Annotated in this window: 17 protein-coding genes; 9 read left to right on the top strand and 8 right to left on the bottom strand. The window is 72.4% G+C overall.

Going from position 1 to position 15262, the window contains the following annotated elements; translation table 11 throughout:
- Together FAF44_RS45445 and FAF44_RS45440 are read left to right on the top strand one after the other, a co-directional pair.
- Positions 1 to 960: DUF1996 domain-containing protein (locus FAF44_RS45445; RefSeq protein WP_237109667.1), on the top strand; the 960-nt coding region annotated here is incomplete at its 5' end.
- 54 nt (positions 961 to 1014) lie between these two features.
- Positions 1015 to 2055: a LacI family DNA-binding transcriptional regulator gene (locus FAF44_RS45440; protein WP_237109666.1), complete on the top strand. Its 1041-nt coding sequence runs from the start codon at positions 1015 to 1017 to the stop codon at positions 2053 to 2055.
- A 3-nt stretch (positions 2056 to 2058) separates the two neighbouring features.
- Here the strand turns inward: FAF44_RS45440 and FAF44_RS45435 are convergent, their stop codons facing one another.
- Positions 2059 to 2622, bottom strand: a complete 564-nt coding sequence (locus FAF44_RS45435; RefSeq protein WP_237109665.1) for a dihydrofolate reductase family protein — start codon at positions 2620 to 2622, stop codon at positions 2059 to 2061.
- A gap of 158 nt (positions 2623 to 2780) precedes the next feature.
- Here FAF44_RS45435 and FAF44_RS45430 point away from each other — a divergent pair, with 158 nt between their 5' ends.
- Both FAF44_RS45430 and FAF44_RS45425 read left to right on the top strand, forming a co-directional pair.
- A complete protein-coding gene (locus FAF44_RS45430; RefSeq protein ID WP_237109664.1) occupies positions 2781 to 3224 on the top strand; it encodes a MarR family winged helix-turn-helix transcriptional regulator in 444 nt (147 codons plus the stop codon).
- Positions 3225 to 3233: 9 nt separating this feature from the next.
- Positions 3234 to 4466 (top strand): epoxide hydrolase family protein, encoded by a 1233-nt coding sequence (locus FAF44_RS45425; RefSeq protein WP_237109663.1) that lies wholly within the window; start codon positions 3234 to 3236, stop codon positions 4464 to 4466.
- Between the two features lie 39 nt (positions 4467 to 4505).
- On the opposite strand, the gene FAF44_RS45420 is transcribed toward FAF44_RS45425, so the two are convergent.
- From FAF44_RS45420 to ctaD, 3 genes are read right to left on the bottom strand one after another with little or no spacing between them, the layout of a single operon-like run.
- Positions 4506 to 5003 (bottom strand): NUDIX hydrolase, encoded by a 498-nt coding sequence (locus FAF44_RS45420; protein WP_237109662.1) that lies wholly within the window; start codon positions 5001 to 5003, stop codon positions 4506 to 4508.
- Positions 5004 to 5028: 25 nt separating this feature from the next.
- Positions 5029 to 5262: a DUF3040 domain-containing protein gene (locus tag FAF44_RS45415; protein WP_237109661.1), complete on the bottom strand. Its 234-nt coding sequence runs from the start codon at positions 5260 to 5262 to the stop codon at positions 5029 to 5031.
- Between the two features lie 5 nt (positions 5263 to 5267).
- Positions 5268 to 6905, bottom strand: coding sequence for a cytochrome c oxidase subunit I (gene ctaD, locus FAF44_RS45410; protein ID WP_237109668.1), 1638 nt, complete (start codon positions 6903 to 6905; stop codon positions 5268 to 5270).
- A gap of 272 nt (positions 6906 to 7177) precedes the next feature.
- Between ctaD and FAF44_RS45405 the strand changes: the two genes are divergently transcribed.
- The 5 genes from FAF44_RS45405 (at position 7178) to FAF44_RS45385 (ending at position 10930) form a co-directional block, all read left to right on the top strand.
- Positions 7178 to 8101 (top strand): AEC family transporter, encoded by a 924-nt coding sequence (locus FAF44_RS45405; protein ID WP_237109660.1) that lies wholly within the window; start codon positions 7178 to 7180, stop codon positions 8099 to 8101.
- A 96-nt stretch (positions 8102 to 8197) separates the two neighbouring features.
- The gene (locus FAF44_RS45400; protein ID WP_237109659.1) at positions 8198 to 8659 is read left to right on the top strand and encodes a VOC family protein; all 462 of its coding nucleotides are present in this window, start codon (positions 8198 to 8200) and stop codon (positions 8657 to 8659) included.
- Positions 8660 to 8773: 114 nt separating this feature from the next.
- Positions 8774 to 8926 carry a hypothetical protein gene (locus FAF44_RS45395; protein WP_237109658.1) on the top strand — a complete coding sequence of 51 codons (153 nt, stop codon included), beginning with the start codon at positions 8774 to 8776 and terminating at the stop codon, positions 8924 to 8926.
- A gap of 53 nt (positions 8927 to 8979) precedes the next feature.
- Positions 8980 to 9423: an Rrf2 family transcriptional regulator gene (locus tag FAF44_RS45390; protein WP_237109657.1), complete on the top strand. Its 444-nt coding sequence runs from the start codon at positions 8980 to 8982 to the stop codon at positions 9421 to 9423.
- Positions 9424 to 9517: 94 nt separating this feature from the next.
- Positions 9518 to 10930, top strand: coding sequence for an MFS transporter (locus FAF44_RS45385; protein ID WP_237109656.1), 1413 nt, complete (start codon positions 9518 to 9520; stop codon positions 10928 to 10930).
- A gap of 57 nt (positions 10931 to 10987) precedes the next feature.
- Here FAF44_RS45385 and FAF44_RS45380 read toward each other — a convergent pair whose 3' ends face one another.
- The 4 genes from FAF44_RS45380 to FAF44_RS45365 all read right to left on the bottom strand — a co-directional run bounded on the left by FAF44_RS45380 (position 10988) and on the right by FAF44_RS45365 (position 15134).
- Positions 10988 to 13585 carry a DUF6493 family protein gene (locus FAF44_RS45380; protein WP_237109655.1) on the bottom strand — a complete coding sequence of 866 codons (2598 nt, stop codon included), beginning with the start codon at positions 13583 to 13585 and terminating at the stop codon, positions 10988 to 10990.
- 114 nt (positions 13586 to 13699) lie between these two features.
- Positions 13700 to 14326, bottom strand: coding sequence for a dihydrofolate reductase family protein (locus tag FAF44_RS45375; protein ID WP_237109654.1), 627 nt, complete (start codon positions 14324 to 14326; stop codon positions 13700 to 13702).
- Entirely contained in the window at positions 14326 to 14799 is a 474-nt protein-coding gene (locus FAF44_RS45370) for an SRPBCC domain-containing protein (RefSeq protein WP_237109653.1), read from the bottom strand. The genes FAF44_RS45375 and FAF44_RS45370 overlap by 1 nt, the downstream gene beginning before the upstream one ends.
- Positions 14796 to 15134: a helix-turn-helix transcriptional regulator gene (locus FAF44_RS45365; protein ID WP_237109652.1), complete on the bottom strand. Its 339-nt coding sequence runs from the start codon at positions 15132 to 15134 to the stop codon at positions 14796 to 14798. The genes FAF44_RS45370 and FAF44_RS45365 overlap by 4 nt, the downstream gene beginning before the upstream one ends.
- Between the last annotated feature and the right edge of the window lie 128 nt (positions 15135 to 15262).

Here is a 15262-nt window from a genome sequence, read left to right as displayed (position 1 = left end):
ACCATCGACCTCACCGCCACCGGCCGCTACATCCGCATGCACGGCACCACCCGCGCCACCGGCTACGGCTACTCCCTGTGGGAGTTCCAGGTCTACGGCACCGGCGGCGCCACCTCCACCCCGCGACCGCGCCCGACCTTCACCGACGAGGTCACCCACCACGAGTTCCAGGCCAACTGCTCGATGACCGCCAACCGGCCCGACGACCCGATCGTCTTCCCCGGCCTGCCCGGCGCCTCGCACATGCACACCTTCATCGGCAACCGCACCACCGACGCCGCCAGCACGTCCGGCTCGCTGCTGGCCGGCGCGACCTCGTGCACCAACCCGCACGACCGCTCCGCCTACTGGTTCCCGAGCTTCTACAAGGGCGACCAGCTCATCGCACCGACCGGCAACCAGGTCGTCTACTACAAGTCCGGCATCCTGGAGTACTGGCGGGTGCAGCCCTTCCCGCAGGGCCTGCGCTTCGTCGTCGGCAGCCCGACCGCGACGCTGGCGGAGTTCCGCGACTCCCCCGGCGCCGTCGAGGGCTTCGAGTGCGGCGACCTGTCCCACAGTTGGGACATCCCGGCGTCGTGCCCGGCCGGCACCCAGGTGAACGTCCGGTACCAGGCGCCGAGCTGCTGGGACGGCGTCCGCCTCGACAGCCCCGACCACAAGGCGCACATGGCCTACCCGGCCGGCGGCTACTGCCCGGCCTCGCATCCGGTGGCGGTGCCGATGCTGGAGTTCAAGATCGCCTTCCCGGCGGACGGCGACCTGTCGCAGGCGCGCCTGTCCAGCGGGCGGGGCTACTCCTGGCACTACGACTTCTTCAACGCCTGGGACAACCTCGCCATCCTCGACGCGCTGGTCACCCACTGCATCAACGGCGGCCTCCAGTGCGACCCCCGGGGTTACGACCTGTACAAGCCGCACCGCGGCGCCGCTCTCACTCCCGACTTCCAGCTCCCCTGACCAGGCGCCCGCGTCGGGGAGAGCGCTCTCCAAGCGGTGTGCTATAAAGACGCAATGAGGGAAGATCTCCCGCCGTCATCCCCCACACTGGAGGACGTCGCCAGGGCGGCGGGGGTCTCCCGGGCCACCGTCTCCCGGGTGATCAACGGCATCCGCAACGTCGACTCCACGATCCAGGAAGCGGTCAGGCAGGCCGTCGCCGCCACCGGCTACGTGCCCAACCGGGCGGCCCGCTCGCTGGTCACCCGCCGTACGGGCGGCATCGCCCTGGTCGTCTCCGGCGCGGGCGGCGAGGACGGCCACTTCCCCGTCCAGGTGTTCACCGACCCGTTCTTCGGCCGGGTCGTCGCCGGCATCGTGGGCTTCCTGCGCCCCCGCGGCATCCACCCGGTCCTGATGTTCGCCGAGACCGCCGAGGCCCGCGCGCAGGTGCTCGCCTCCCTGCGGCAGGGCGACGCCGACGGCGCGGTGCTGGTCTCCACCCACTCCGAGGACCCGCTGCCGGAACTGCTCGCCGAGGCGAGGCTGCCCGCCGTGCTCTTCGCCCGCCCCGCCAGGCCGGTCCCGATCAGCTACGTGGACGTCGACCACCAGGCGGGGGCGAAGCTGGCCGCCGACCACCTCGTCGCCCGGGGCCGCAGCCGGATCGTGACCATCTCGGGGCCGCTGGACGTACCGGCCGGGCAGGCCCGCCTGACCGGGTTCCGCGACGCGATGGCCGCACACGGCCACCCCTTCGTGCCGTGCGCGGAAGGCGGCTTCACCGCCCACAGCGGCGAGGAGGCGATGGAACGCCTGCTGGCCGAGCACCCCGCCCTCGACGGTGTCTTCGCGGCCAACGACCTGATGGCGCAGGGAGCCCTGCTGGCGCTGCGCCACCACGGCCGCGGGGTGCCCGACGACGTGGCGGTGGTCGGCTTCGACGACAGCAGCGCGGCGGCGGCGTGCCGTCCCGCGCTCACGACCGTGCGCCATCCCGTGGAGGACATGGCCGCCGAGATGGCCCGGCTGCTGCTGCGGCACATCGAGCAGCCGGGGCATCGCCCCACGTCGATCATCTTCGAGCCCGCCCTGGTCGTGCGCGACTCCTCGTGAGGCTCAGCCGCGCGCCGGCCGGTAGTGCAGCCCGGTGACCCCGCAGGCGAACCCGCGCGCCTCGACCAGCCGCAGCCGCCGGGGGGCGTCCCCGCCGGGGAAGACGGGCATGCCGCCGCCGGTCGCGGCCGGGTTGACGAACAGGTGCAGGTCGTCGATCAGGTCCTGGGCGATGAGCCCGCGCACGAGCGTGCCGCCGCCGTAGACGATCAGGTCGCCGCCCGGCCGGGACTTGAGGTCGGCGACGATCTCGGCCAGGTCGCCGCCCATGACCGCGGCGCCCGGCCAGGGCGACTCGGTGAGGGAGCCGGAGATCACCACCTTGGGGGTGTCGTTCATCCAGTCGATGCTCTCCTGGGTCTCGCCCTCGGGGGCGGCGGCCCAGGCCGGGATGAATCCCTCGGCGAGCCTGCGGCCGAGCACGATGCAGTCGGCCTTCTCGCCGAGCGTGTCCACGTAGGCGCTCAGGTCGTCGCTCCACGGCGAGGTCAGCCAGTCCATCGCGCCGTCCGGGCCGGACATGTAGCCGTCTACGGTGGTCTGCACCTGGAGCTTGAGCGTGCGCACGGGGTGTCTCCTCCGGGTCGGGTGGCGGGCCGGGGTGGCCCGTCCGAGGTGCCCTCAGCCTCGCGGAGCGGACTTACGGAACGTTTACCGCCGCGCCCGCGCCGACCGTAAGGACCCCTGCCCGCACGATTTACATCGAACATTGATATAAATGACGGGTGGCGGCGAACTCACCGGACCTCGACGCGCTGGCCGACGCCATCGAGGGCTTCAACGTGTACTTCATCCGGCTCTCCGCGGTCAGGAGGCTCAGCTTCTCGGCGCTGTCCGTGCTGCACACCCTGTCGCGCGTGGGGCGTCCGATGCGGCTGACCGAGCTCACCGCGACCGAGCAGCTCAAGCAGCCCGCGCTCACGAGCCTGGTCGCCAAGCTGGAGCGGGACGGGCTGGTCGCGCGCCGCCCCGACCCCGGCGACGGCCGGGCGGTGCTGCTGTCGCTCACCCCGGAGGGCGAGCAGGTCGTCCGGTCGCGGCGCGCGGACCGCGTGGCGCGGCTGGCGCGCGTGGTGGACCGCCTCGACGACGAGGAGCGCGCGGCGCTCGACGACCACACCCGCCTGCTGACCCGGCTGAGCGAGATCGCCGCCGCTCTCGACGACTAGGAGGACCTGATGCCGACCCGACCCTTCCCGCTGCGACCGCAGCCGCTGCACGTGCCGGACGAGGTGCTGGACGATCTGCGCCGCAGGCTGACGGCCACCCGGTGGCCCCTGGACGTCGGCAACGACGACGGCCGCTACGGCGTGCGGCGCTCCTACCTGGAGGAGCTGGTCGCCTACTGGGCCGACGGCTTCGACTGGCGGGCCGCCGAACGGGCGATCAACGCCTACGAGCACTACCGCGTGGACGTGGGCGGCGTGCCCGTGCACTTCATGCGCAGGCCGGGCGCGGGCCCCGACCCGGTGCCGCTGATCCTCAGCCACGGCTGGCCGTGGACGTTCTGGCACTGGTCCAAGGTGGTGGACCAGCTCGCCGACCCGGCCGCGTACGGGGGCGATCCCGCGGAGTCGTTCGACGTGATCGTGCCGTCGCTGCCGGGCTTCGGCTTCTCGACCCCGCTGACGCACCACCCCGACATGAACTTCTGGAAGATCGCCGACGTGTGGCACGAGCTGATGACCGGCGTGCTCGGCCACGACAGGTACGCCGCCGCGGGCTGCGACGTCGGCGCGCTGGTCACCGGGCAACTCGGGCACAAGTACGCCGGCGAACTGCTCGGCCTGCACATCGGCTCGGCGCAGAAGCTCACCATGTTCAACGGCGACCGGGCCTGGGACTTCAGTGGCGGCGCGCCCATCCCGCCCGGCCTGTCCGCGGACGCGCACGCCCGCGTCCTGGAACTGGACCGCCGCTTCGCCGTGCACCTGGCCGCGCACCTGCTGGCCCCCTCCACGCTCGGCTTCGGGCTGGCCGACTCCCCCGCCGGCATGCTGGCCTGGATCCTGGAACGCTGGGCGAAGTGGTCGGACAACGGCGGCGACGTGGAGCGCGTGTTCAGCAAGGACGACCTGCTCACCCACGCGACGATCTTCTGGGCGGGCGGCGGGATCGACACCTCGATCCGCACCTACGCCAACAACAACCGCTACCCGTGGACCCCCTCGCACGACCGGTGGCCGGTGGTGGAGGCACCGACGGGCATCACGTTCGTCGGCTACGAGAACCCGCCCGGCGTGACGACCGGCGAACAGCGCATCCGCGGCTTCCTCGACGGCGACCGGGCCGCCTGGTACAACCACGTCGGCATCACCGCCCACGACCGCGGCGGCCACTTCATCCCCTGGGAGATCCCCGAGGAGTGGGTCGCGGACCTGCGCCGCACGTTCAAGGACCGCAGGTCATAAACCCGTGCGGACCTGCGCCGCTCGGTCAGGAGGCGCAGGTCACAGGCCCATGCGGACCGGCTCCCTGGGCACGCCGCCGGCCAGCAGCGCGCCCAGGACGCCGGCCAGGTCGCGCGGCGAGAACTGGTCGTCCCCGTTCCCCTCGGCGATCTCCGCCACGCTCCACCACCGCCAGCCGCTGATGTTCTCGGCGGCGATCTGCTCGTCGCTCAGCGTGCCGCGCGGGGCGAAGCCCGGACGGCGCAGCAGGAAGTACTCGTTGACGACGCCGTCGTAGCCGGGGGCGTACTGGGGGTCGGCCACGCTCTGGTGCCAGACGTGCGGCGGCGGGTCGCCGCCCAGGCTCAGCCCGACCTCCTCCTCCAGCTCGCGGGCCAGCGCCTGCAGGTCCGTCTCGCCGGGCTCCACGCCGCCGCCCGGCGCGGCCCACACGACCGGGCCGCCGTCGCGGGTCAGGTCGATCCGGCAGAGCAGCACGCGGTCGTCCTGGTCGAGGATGATGGCGCGGGCTCCGCGGCGCATCCGGTTCGAGGTCATGCGGCTCCCCAGCGTCGTCGGACGATCACTTGCCGCAGGTTATCGCCACCAGGGTCAGGATCCCGGCCATGATCAGCACCATGGCGAGCACCGCGGCCAGCTCGCCCCGGCTGACGTGGGCCGCGAAGCGCTGCGGGCCGTCCTGCCCGGCTCTCTGGTTGAACTCGTTGAGGCGGGTGGCCAGCCGCTCGCCGCTGTGCCGCAGTTCGAGCTCGATCGCCGCGAGCACGATCCGCTCCCGCGGTGACAGCCCGTCCATGCCCCTCACTCCGCCACTCTTCCGCCGACGTGCGGGTAGTGCAGGTCGAAGGCGGGACGTTCGGAGCGGATGCGCGGCATGCTGGAGAAGTTGTGCCGGGGCGGCGGGCAGGAGGTGGCCCACTCCAGCGAGTTGCCGAACCCCCAGGGATCGTCCACGACGACCTTCTCCGCGCGGCGCGCGGTGTACCAGACGTTGTACAGGAACGGCAGCGTCGAGGCGCCCAGGATGAACGCGCCGATGGAGGAGATCAGGTGCAGGTCGGTGAAGCCGTCGGCGGCGCTGTAGTCGGCGTAGCGGCGCGGCATGCCGGCCACGCCGAGCCAGTGCTGCACGAGGAACGTCGTGTGGAAGCCGATGAACAGCAGCCAGAAGTGCAGCTTGCCGAGCCCTTCGTTCAGCATCCGCCCGGTCATCTTCGGCCACCAGAAGTAGAAGCCGGCGAACATGGCGAACACGACGGTGCCGAACACCACGTAGTGGAAGTGGGCGACGACGAAGTAGGAGTCGGTGATGTGGAAGTCGAGCGGCGGCGACCCGAGGATGACCCCGGTCAGCCCGCCGATCAGGAAGGTGATGAGGAAGCCGACGGCGAAGAGCATGGGCGTCTCGAACGTCAGGTACCCCCGCCACATGGTGCCCGTCCAGTTGAAGAACTTCACGCCGGTCGGCACCGCGATGAGGAAGGTGAAGAAGGAGAAGAACGGCAGCAGCACCTGACCGGTCGGGAACATGTGGTGTGCCCACACCGTCATCGACAGCCCGGCGATGGCGATGGTGGCCCCGACCAGGCCGATGTAGCCGAACAGCGGCTTGCGGCTGAAGACGGGCAGCACCTCGGTGATGATGCCGAAGAACGGCAGCGCGATGATGTAGACCTCGGGGTGGCCGAAGAACCAGAACAGGTGCTGCCAGAGCATCGCGCCGCCGTTGCCCGGGTTGAAGAAGCCGGTGCCGAGCTTGCGATCGAGTTCCAGCGCGAGCAGGGCGGCGGCCAGCACCGGGAAGGCCATCAGCACGAGCATGCTGGTCAGCAGCACGTTCCAGGTGAAGATGGACATCCGGAACATGGTCATGCCGGGGGCGCGCATGCAGATGATCGTGGTGATGAAGTTGACCGCGCCGAGGATCGTCCCCACGCCGGCCAGGCTCAGCCCCATGATCCACAGGTCTCCCCCGGGGCCGGGTGAGAAGACCGAGTGTGACAGGGGCGCGTAGGCGAACCAGCCGAAGCTGGCCGCGCCCGCGGGCGTCACGAAGCCGCTGACCGCGATCAGCCCGCCGAACAGGAACAGCCAGAAGCTCACCGCGTTCAGGCGGGGGAAGGCCACGTCCGGAGAGCCGATCTGCAGCGGCATGACCACGTTGGCGAACCCGGCGAACAGCGGGGTGGCGAACAGCAGCATCATGATCGTGCCGTGCATGGTGAAGAGCTGGTTGTACTGCTCGTTGGTCATCAGGTCCATGCCGGGCTGCATGAGCTCGGCCCGGATGAGCAGGGCCATGATGCCGGCGAACACGAAGAACACGAACGACGCGATCAGGTACATGTAGCCGATGATCTTGTGGTCGGTGGTCGACAACCAGCTCGCCAGCACGCGGCCCTTGCTCGTCGGTGCGACCGGCGACGCGGCGGGCGTCAACGAATCGTCAGCTCGCGGTTCGTCAATGGTCACCGGAGACCCCCCATTTGCCCCGTGGTGCTCGCGACGACCCCCGAAGACAGCGTTTCCGCAGGTCAGCGCCGTACGTCCGGCTTACCCCCATCGGGGGGACCTATGCTCGCGGCGGCCCTGGGCAGGGCTCGGGCGCGGCCTCCCCCGGCCGACGCCCCGGAGGGAGGCGGCTGACCGGGTCGGGGCCGGGTGGAGGGGCTCGGATAACCTCCTGAACGTCCAGTTTGGGAGGGAATGGGGTGTCGGGGGTTGTCGCGGCGTTCGCCGCTCTGGTGTCGGTGGCCGTGCTGGGTTACGTCATCGGCGTCATCGGCGTGCTGCGGTCCAGCGATGAGCTGGTGCTGTCGCGGCTGGCGTTCTTCGTGGCGACCCCGGCGCTGATGTTCGCCACCGTGTCGAAGGCCGACCTGGGCTCGCTGCTGTCGCCGGTGCTGCTGGCCGAGGTCATCGCGGTGGCGTTCACCCAGCTCGTGTTCGTGCTGGTGGCCAAACTGGCCTGGCGGCGGACGACGGGGCAGGCCACGATCGGCGCGCTGGCCTCGTCGTACGTGAACGCCGGCAACCTGGGCGTGCCGATCGCGCTGTACGTGCTCGGCGACGCCGCCCTCGTGGCCCCCATCCTGCTCTTCCAGCTCCTCGTGCTGACCCCGGTCTCGTTCCTGATCCTCGACAAGGGCTCCCGCTCGGCGCGCGCCGTGTTACTGCTCCCGTTCCGCAACCCTCTCACGGTCGCCTCGCTGCTCGGCCTGGCGCTCGCGCTGAGCGGAATCTCGCTGCCGGTCACGGTGATGCGCCCGATCGACCTGCTCGGCGGCGCCGCCGTGCCGGTCGCGCTGCTGGCCTACGGCCTGAGCCTGTACGGCTCCCGCCGCGCGGCGAACGCCGCCGAGGAGGACGGCGTGGGCAAGGACCTCTTCCTCGCCGTGATGCTGAAGGCGTTCGCGCAGCCGGCGCTGGCGTACGTGTTCGCCCGCTTCGCGCTCGGCCTGGAGGGCACGCAGTTGCTCGCGGCGACCCTCTTCGCGGCCCTGCCCACGGCCCAGAACATCTACGTGTACGCCGTCACGTACGACACCGGCAGGCGCCTGGCACGTGGCGCGGTGCTGCTGACCACGGGGTTGTCCATCCCGATCATGACCACGATCGGCGCCGTCCTCGGCTGACCGGAGACGCGGAAAAAATCTTCGGCGGCCGTGTCGATCCGCGCGCGTCCCGTACGACGCGTCAGTGACGAAACGATCCCCGAGGAGGGACCCGCCATGCAGAAGATCACCACGTACCTGTGGTTCGACGACCAGGCCGAGCAGGCCGCCACCTTCTACACCTCGCTGTTCCCCGGCTCCAGCATTCTCGACGTGCGCCGCCAGGGCGCGGACCAGACGGTGCTGATGGTCGACTTCGAGCTGGCCGGCCAGCGGTTCCTGGCGCTGAACGGCGGCCCGCGGTTCACCTTCACCGAGGCCGTCTCGCTCTACGTCGACTGCGAGTCGCAGGACGAGGTGGACGAACTGTGGGCCAAGCTCACCGAGGGCGGCGAGGAGTCGCGGTGCGGCTGGCTGAAGGACCGCTGGGGCCTGTCCTGGCAGATCATCCCCCGGCGGCTGGAGGAGTTGCTCACGCACCCCGACCCGGACACGGCCCAGCGGGCGATGAAGGCCATGCTGGACATGGGGAAGATCGACGTCAGCGCGCTGGAGGCCGCCGCGGGGCAGGTCACATGACGTCCGCCAGGTGAATGATGATCGAGCCCCTCGACGCGTGACGCAGGAGGAGAGCCGGGCCCGCACGCGGGCCCGGCCGCGCCCCGCCCGCGCGGCGCGGTGACGCTGTGGATCATGATCACCTGCCTGGTGTCGCACTTCGTCGACAACCACGGCGCGAACCCGCTGCCCGGCCTCGTCGAGGGCGATCCGGCGACGCTGCCGGCCAACCGGTCGCCGTCCGGCGTCCTGGCGCGGCGGGCCGCGTGTCGCGCGCTGGGAGATTGACGGCCGCTCGAACTGTAACTAACCTCATTACAGTTCGAGCGGAGGGAGCCCCGATGGGTCTCAGCAGCAGGAGCGCGGTGGCCATCCACGCGCTCACCTTGCTGGCGCGCTGGGGCGGCAAGTCGCTGACCTCGGCGGAGATCGCCGACAGTCTGGAGAGCAACCCGGTTCTCGTCCGCCGCATCCTCGGCAGCCTGCGCGACGCCGGCCTGGTGTGGGCCACCGAAGGACGGGGCGGCGGCTGGACCCTCGCCCGCGAGCCGCGGCAGATCACCCTGCACGACGCGTTCGCCGCCGTCGAGCCGGGGCCGATCCTGTCGCGGCACCCGCACCCGCCCAGCGCCGAGTGCGAGGTGGGGCGCAACATCCAGGCCCTGCTCGAAGTCGAGTTCCAGGACGCGGAGCGGGCCATGCAGGAGCGGCTCGGCCGCACGACCATCGCCGACCTGCGTCAGCGGGTCTTCGACATCGAACGCGAGCTCGGCCTGAAACGGTAGCCGGGCGGCGGCGGAGGCGAACCCTCCGCCGTTCTTTTTCGCCAAACTGTAACTACCATGGTGGCAGTTAGCTGCCACGCGGAGGACATGCCGAATGACAGCCACACCGACCACGACCGGACGAACCGGTTCCAGCCGGGCCCTGCTGGCGGTGCTCCTGCCCGCGATGCTCGCCACGGTCATCGCCAGCGACATGGTCAACCTCGTACTCCCGGCGATCGGCACGCAGTTCGGGGCGTCCGAGGCTGAACTGGCGTGGGTCGTCACCGGATTCCTGCTGGTCTTCTCGATCGGCATCCCCTTCTACGGCCGCGTCTCCGACCGGGTGAGCCTGCGGCGGCTGTTCGTCTTCGCCCTGCTCGCCTACGCCGCCGGCAGCCTGATCTGCGCACTCGCCCCGAGCCTGCTCGCGCTCGTGCTCGGACGGATCGTGATGGGAGTGGGGGCGGCGGCGATCCCCGTGCTCTCGATCATCGCCATCACCAGGCTGATGCCGGCGGAGCGGCGGGGGATGGGGATCGGCGTCGTCTCCGCCGCCACCGGCATCGGCACCGCGGCCGGACCGGCCGTCGGCGGCGGGATCGGCCAGTTCCTCGGCTGGCCCGCGCTGTTCTGGCTCATGTTCGCGGTCGCGCTGGCGCTGCTCCCCGCGGCGTCGCGGGTGCTGCCCGGCACGCCGCCCGCGGGCGCGGACCGCTTCGACCTGCCCGGCGGCGTGCTCCTCGGCCTGGGAGCCGGTCTCATCCTGTACGGCATCACGCAGGCGCAGGTCGCCGGGCCGGCCGCGCCGTCGTCCTGGGTCAGCCTCGTCGTGGCGGTCGTGGCGATCGGCTTGTTCGGGTGGCGTACCGTCCGGGTCGAGCGGCCCTTCGTGCCGCCCGCGCTGTTCGCCAACCGGGTCTTCAGGAACGCGGTCATCGTCGCCTTCCTGTCCATGATCGTCAATCTGGGCGGGCTCGTGTTCGTCCCGCTGCTGGTCGTGGACGTCAACGGCCTCACCCCCGGGGAAGGGGCGCTGGTCATGATCCCGGCCGGGATCGCCGTCGCCGTCGTCTCGCCGCTGATCGGCGGCCTGGCCGACCGCGTCGGCACCCGGCCCCTGGTGCTGACCGGCCTCGCGGTCATCGGCCTGGCCACCCTGTTCCTGTCCACCGTCGCGGGAGGCGCGTCGGCGATCCCCGCCGCCGCCGGGATGCTCACGCTCAGCGTCGGCTTCATCTTCGTGCTGACCCCGCTGATCAGCGCCGCGGCCGGCGCGCTGCCTCCCGACCAGGTCGGCGTCGGCCTCGGGATCCTCCAGGGCGCCCAGTTCCTCGGCGCGGGCACCGGTCCGGCCCTGTTCGGCGTCCTGGTGACCGCACGGCAGCAGAGCGGCGCGGACGCGGTCAACGCGCTGCACGCCGCGCAGGAGGGGGCCGCCTTCTCCGACGCCTTCCTGCTCATGGCCGTGGTGGTCGTCCTCGCGGCGATCGCCGCCTTCCGCATGCGCCGCCCCACCGAGATCTAGCCCGAACCCGCCCGCTCCGGGCACCGGCGACCCGGGTTCGGAACCACCGTGGGCGGATCAAGGGGCGTTCGCGGCGGGTCGTGCGGGGTCGCCGACGAGGTGGGTCAGCCGGCGGGCCTCCATCACCAGCCGGCTCGATCCCCTGCGGCCGGCGACCGCCGCCACCTCGGGCAGCTCCGCCCGTGCCCCGGCGATCCTGGCCGCCCGCGCGCCCGTCGCGAGCAGGTCGGCGACGCCCGCTCGGGGCCGCTCGTCCTCCTTCGGCAGCAGGCTCGCCAAAACGCCCGCGATCACCGCCCACACCGCCTCGTGCGCGCCCGCCTGGGTGGCCTCGTCGAGGACGGACACCACGCGGTTGAGCTTGACGACGTCGGCCGTGACCAGCGCAGTTACCGCCTGTGCCAGGGCCTCGGCCGGGAGCTCGTCGCGGGCGGCCAGGGTGAGGAAGGCGTCGGTGGCGGCGACCCGTTCGGCGGGTTTGGCGTGGCCCATGCCGCAGACCAGGGCGTGGGCCACGGCGGTGCCGGGCGGACCGTCTCCGTGGGCGAGGGCGGGCAGCGCGCGGGCCGCGGAGTCGGGCAGGTCCAGGGCGTTCGGCAGGTGACCCACCAGGTGGGCCGCGCCGAACTCCCGGTGGGAGGGGAGGGCGAGCGGCCACCAGGTCATCGCGGACGTGTAGCCGTCGCGTATCTCGAACAGGGCCCGGATCTCCTCGGGCAGGTGCGGTGCGGGCGGGCCGAGCACGGTCTCGAGCTGCGCGTGGTGGCTCGTGCGCAGCACGGTCACGGTCGTGCCGGGGTCGGGCAGGCCGCCGTCGCGCATCCACGCGGCGCACGTGCGGCCCGCCTGCGACGTCAGCGCGGCGGCCCGGACCACGTCGGCGGAGGTGAACCGGCGGGGCAGCCGCAGCAGTGCCTGGGCCAGGTCCGCCGGCAGGGCCTCGATGCCCGCGGCCTCAAGGCGTTCGAGGCGGTCGAGCAGCGTGGCCGGGTCGAGCCGGCCGGTGCCCGCCGTGGGGGTGGCCAGCAGGACCGGGTAGCCGGTGCCCTGCTCGAAGGGGGTCACCAACTCCATGGCGCGTCGCCGGTAGAGCAGTTCCAGCGGGGCGGGGGACGCCGGGCGGCGGCGCTTGGCCGCCCTGGCCGTCAGCCGCCTGCTGTGCTCAGGCGCGGCGAAGGCGAGAAAGGCGGCGGACACGGCGGTGAACAGGCTTTCGTGGACCTCGCGGCCGTTGTGCCCGTAAGCGGCGGGGGTGAAGGGGTGCCACCAGGGCCGCAGCGCCGTACGCAGCCGTTCGGGCTCCCGGTGCGACCATTCGGCCAGGCCGGCGAGCAGGCGTTCGAAGGTGACGGCGTCGGGAGGCCAGCGGAAGGCCACGAGTTCCTGGACGAGCTCCTCGGGCGAGGCGATCGGCGGCGGCAGCCGCGGGCCCGCACCGGGCGACAGGCTCGGCGCGGCGGGCAGGGCGGCTTCGGCGATGCCGCCGCCGTACGCCGCCGAGATCTGCTCCCGTAACGACTCGGGCAGCTCCGCCGCCGCCTGCCTGATCGCCTCCCGGCCGTCGGGCCCGGCCTGCGGGGCCAGCCTGACGGCCAGGCGCACGGCGCGTTCCTGCAGCGCGAGCGTGTCCTGGGTGCAGATCGTCGCGAGCGTCTCCAGCACGGTGTCGGCCCGGCCCGCCTCGCGCAGCGCCGCGTCGCCCGCCCACGACACGGCCGCGCGCAGCAGCTTCTTCTCCGGCCGGAAGGCCAGCGACCGCATGGCCTCGGCGAACAGCTCCTCCCCCAACCGTCCGGCCTCCTCCAGCCGTCGCAACTGCGCCAGCGCCAGATCGGCCACCGCGACCGGGCCGGCGGGCAGCAGCCCGGTGTAGTCGCGGGCGCGGGCGGCGGACTCGTCGATGTCGAGGTCGAGGCGGTCGTGCAGGCTCGCGAGCTCCGCCCTGGCCGCCGGGCCGTCGCGCAGCAGCCGCCGGACGAGGGCGTCGATGACGGCGGCGCGGTCGAGCAGGCCGTCGTGGACGAGCCGCGCCACCGTCTCGACGACCTGTCGCAGCGGGGCCTGCGCGAGGCCGTCGAGGTCGAAGATGCGGGGGCCGTAGGCGGCGAGCAGCGGGTCGTTTCCGGCCGTCTCCGGACTCAGCCGGCTCAGCCAGCCGATCATGAACGCCTCGCTGTCGGGCGGCTCGATGCCCGTCTCCCTGACGAGCGTGGCGGCCACCTCCCAGTGCCGCGGGTCCGGCAGCCGCATGCGGGCGGCGAGGCGGCGGGCGACGTCGGCCTGCCACTCCACCGGCCGCCGCCGCAGCAGGTCGAGGAGCAGGCCGATGTCCTTCTCGTCGAGCCAGCGCGGCAGCTCGCGCCGGAACAGCCAGGACGTCACCGCCGCCGCGCCGCCCATGCAGGCCACGCCCGCCATCAGCAGCGGCCTGCCCTGCCTGGGCCACTCCCACCACGAGGCCGCCCGCGCCGCGCCGCTCACGTATCCGGGCAGCTCCGCCGCGATCGCCCGGCGGCCCGGCTCGTCGAGCGTGGCCAGGAACGCCAGGAGGCCGGCGGTGTCGCCGGAGGAGACCTTCTTGAGGGTCTCCTCCCAGGGGGTCCTGGGGACGCGGGGGGAACGGGCGCGCAGCCGCGCCGCCAGCGAGAGTGCCATGGGTCGGGACGTTAGCGAGCGGCTGCGACAATTCCGGGATCATGCCGCGCGCCGAGTTCCGGTGCTGCTTGCGGCGAGGTCGGCGCGCGCTTCGACGCGTTGCGTGGCCCGTGGTCAGACGAGGGCCGAGACGCCTTCGTACGCGCCGCGCGACGCCTGGCCGGTGGTCTCGTACTCGAGGAGCAGCAGGCCGCTCGGGGTCGCCTCGTGGCGTACCAGCCGCAGGCCGGACGTGGCGCCCTGGCCGGACAGCAGGCGGCGACCGGCGCGCAGCACCGTGGGCGCGACCGTGAGGCGGAGCGTGTCGACCAGGCCCGCCGCGAGGAGCGTGTCGCCCAGGCGGGCGCTGCCGTGGATCTGGAGCTCGCGTCCGGCGCGTGCCCTGAGCTCGGCGACCGTCTGGGCCGGGTCGCCCCTGAGCACGGTGACGGGGCCCCAGGTCGCCTCGGCGAGGGTGTTCGACACGACGTACTTCGGCAGGGTGTTCATCCGCTCGGCGTACGGGTCGGCCGGGTCGGTGATCCGCGGCCAGTCGCGGGCGAACGCCTCGTACGTGCGCCGCCCGAGCAGCAGGCCGCCGGCGAGGTCGAGCTGCTCGGAGGTGTGCCGGACGAAGGCCGGGTCGAGGTGGGGCACCAGCCAGCCGCCGCGGGCGAAGCCGTCGCTGGTGTCCTCCTGCGGCGAGCCGGGCCCCTGGCTGACGCCGTCCAGGGTGACGAACTCGGTCAGGACGATCTTCATCAGGCGGCCGTGCCTTCGGCGAGAGCGGCGAGCTGAGCGGTGACGGAGCCCCAGCCGCCGGCGAAGCCGAGCTTCTCGTGCAGGGCGCGCGCCTCCGGGTCGCCGTGCCGGACGACGAGGTGATAGTCGGTGCCGTCCGGGTGCTCGCCCAGCGTGACGGTGGCGGTCATGGCGACCGGAACGGGGCTCGCGGGACGCCAGGCGCTGGTGATCGCGTTGGTGAACACGATCCGCTCCAGTTCGTCCACGACGAGGAAGCACGCGTCCAGGTGCGGGACGAACACGGCCCCGTCGTCGCTCAGCCGGGTCACGAACGCCCCGCCGGGCCGCGGCTCCAGCCGCTCCACCCGGCAGCGCGACGGCGACGGGACCCACCACCGTTCCAGCCGGGACGGGTCGGTCCAGGCGCGCCACACGGTGGCGCGCGGGGCGCGGATGACGCGCCGCAGGCCGAGGTCGAGGTCGGGATTCATCGTGGGTTCTCCTCAGGGTCGGTGACGAACTGTTCGAGGCGGTCGGTGCGCTCGTCCCAGACGCGGCGCTGCTCGGCGAGCCAGCCGTCCACGAGGGTGAGCCGCTCGCGGTTGAGCGCGCACGTGCGGACCCGGCCGGACTTGGCCGTGCGGATGAGCCCGTTCGATTCGAGCATCCGCACGTGCTTCATGAACGAGGGGAGCGTCATCGGGAAGTCCCGGGCGAGGTCGCCGACGCTCGCGGGCCCGCGGCCGAGCCGCCGGACGACGGCGCGCCGGGTCGGGTCGGCGAGCGCGACGAACACGCCGTCCAGTTGCGCCTCATACTGTGCCATGAGGCTAAGCATTGTGGCATCGCGATGGTTGGCGCAAGGGCTAAGTTTTCTGGTGGCCGCCTGCCTCACGGGGGCTCTTCTAGGCTCGATGCCATGACCTCTTCCCAGCCCGCCGCCCCGCCCGCCGC

Source organism: Nonomuraea sp. MG754425 (assembly GCF_021699195.1).
GTDB lineage: Bacteria > Actinomycetota > Actinomycetes > Streptosporangiales > Streptosporangiaceae > Nonomuraea.
The sequence above is the reverse complement of the archived record's forward strand: the minus strand, read 5'-3'. Positions and strand labels throughout refer to the sequence as shown.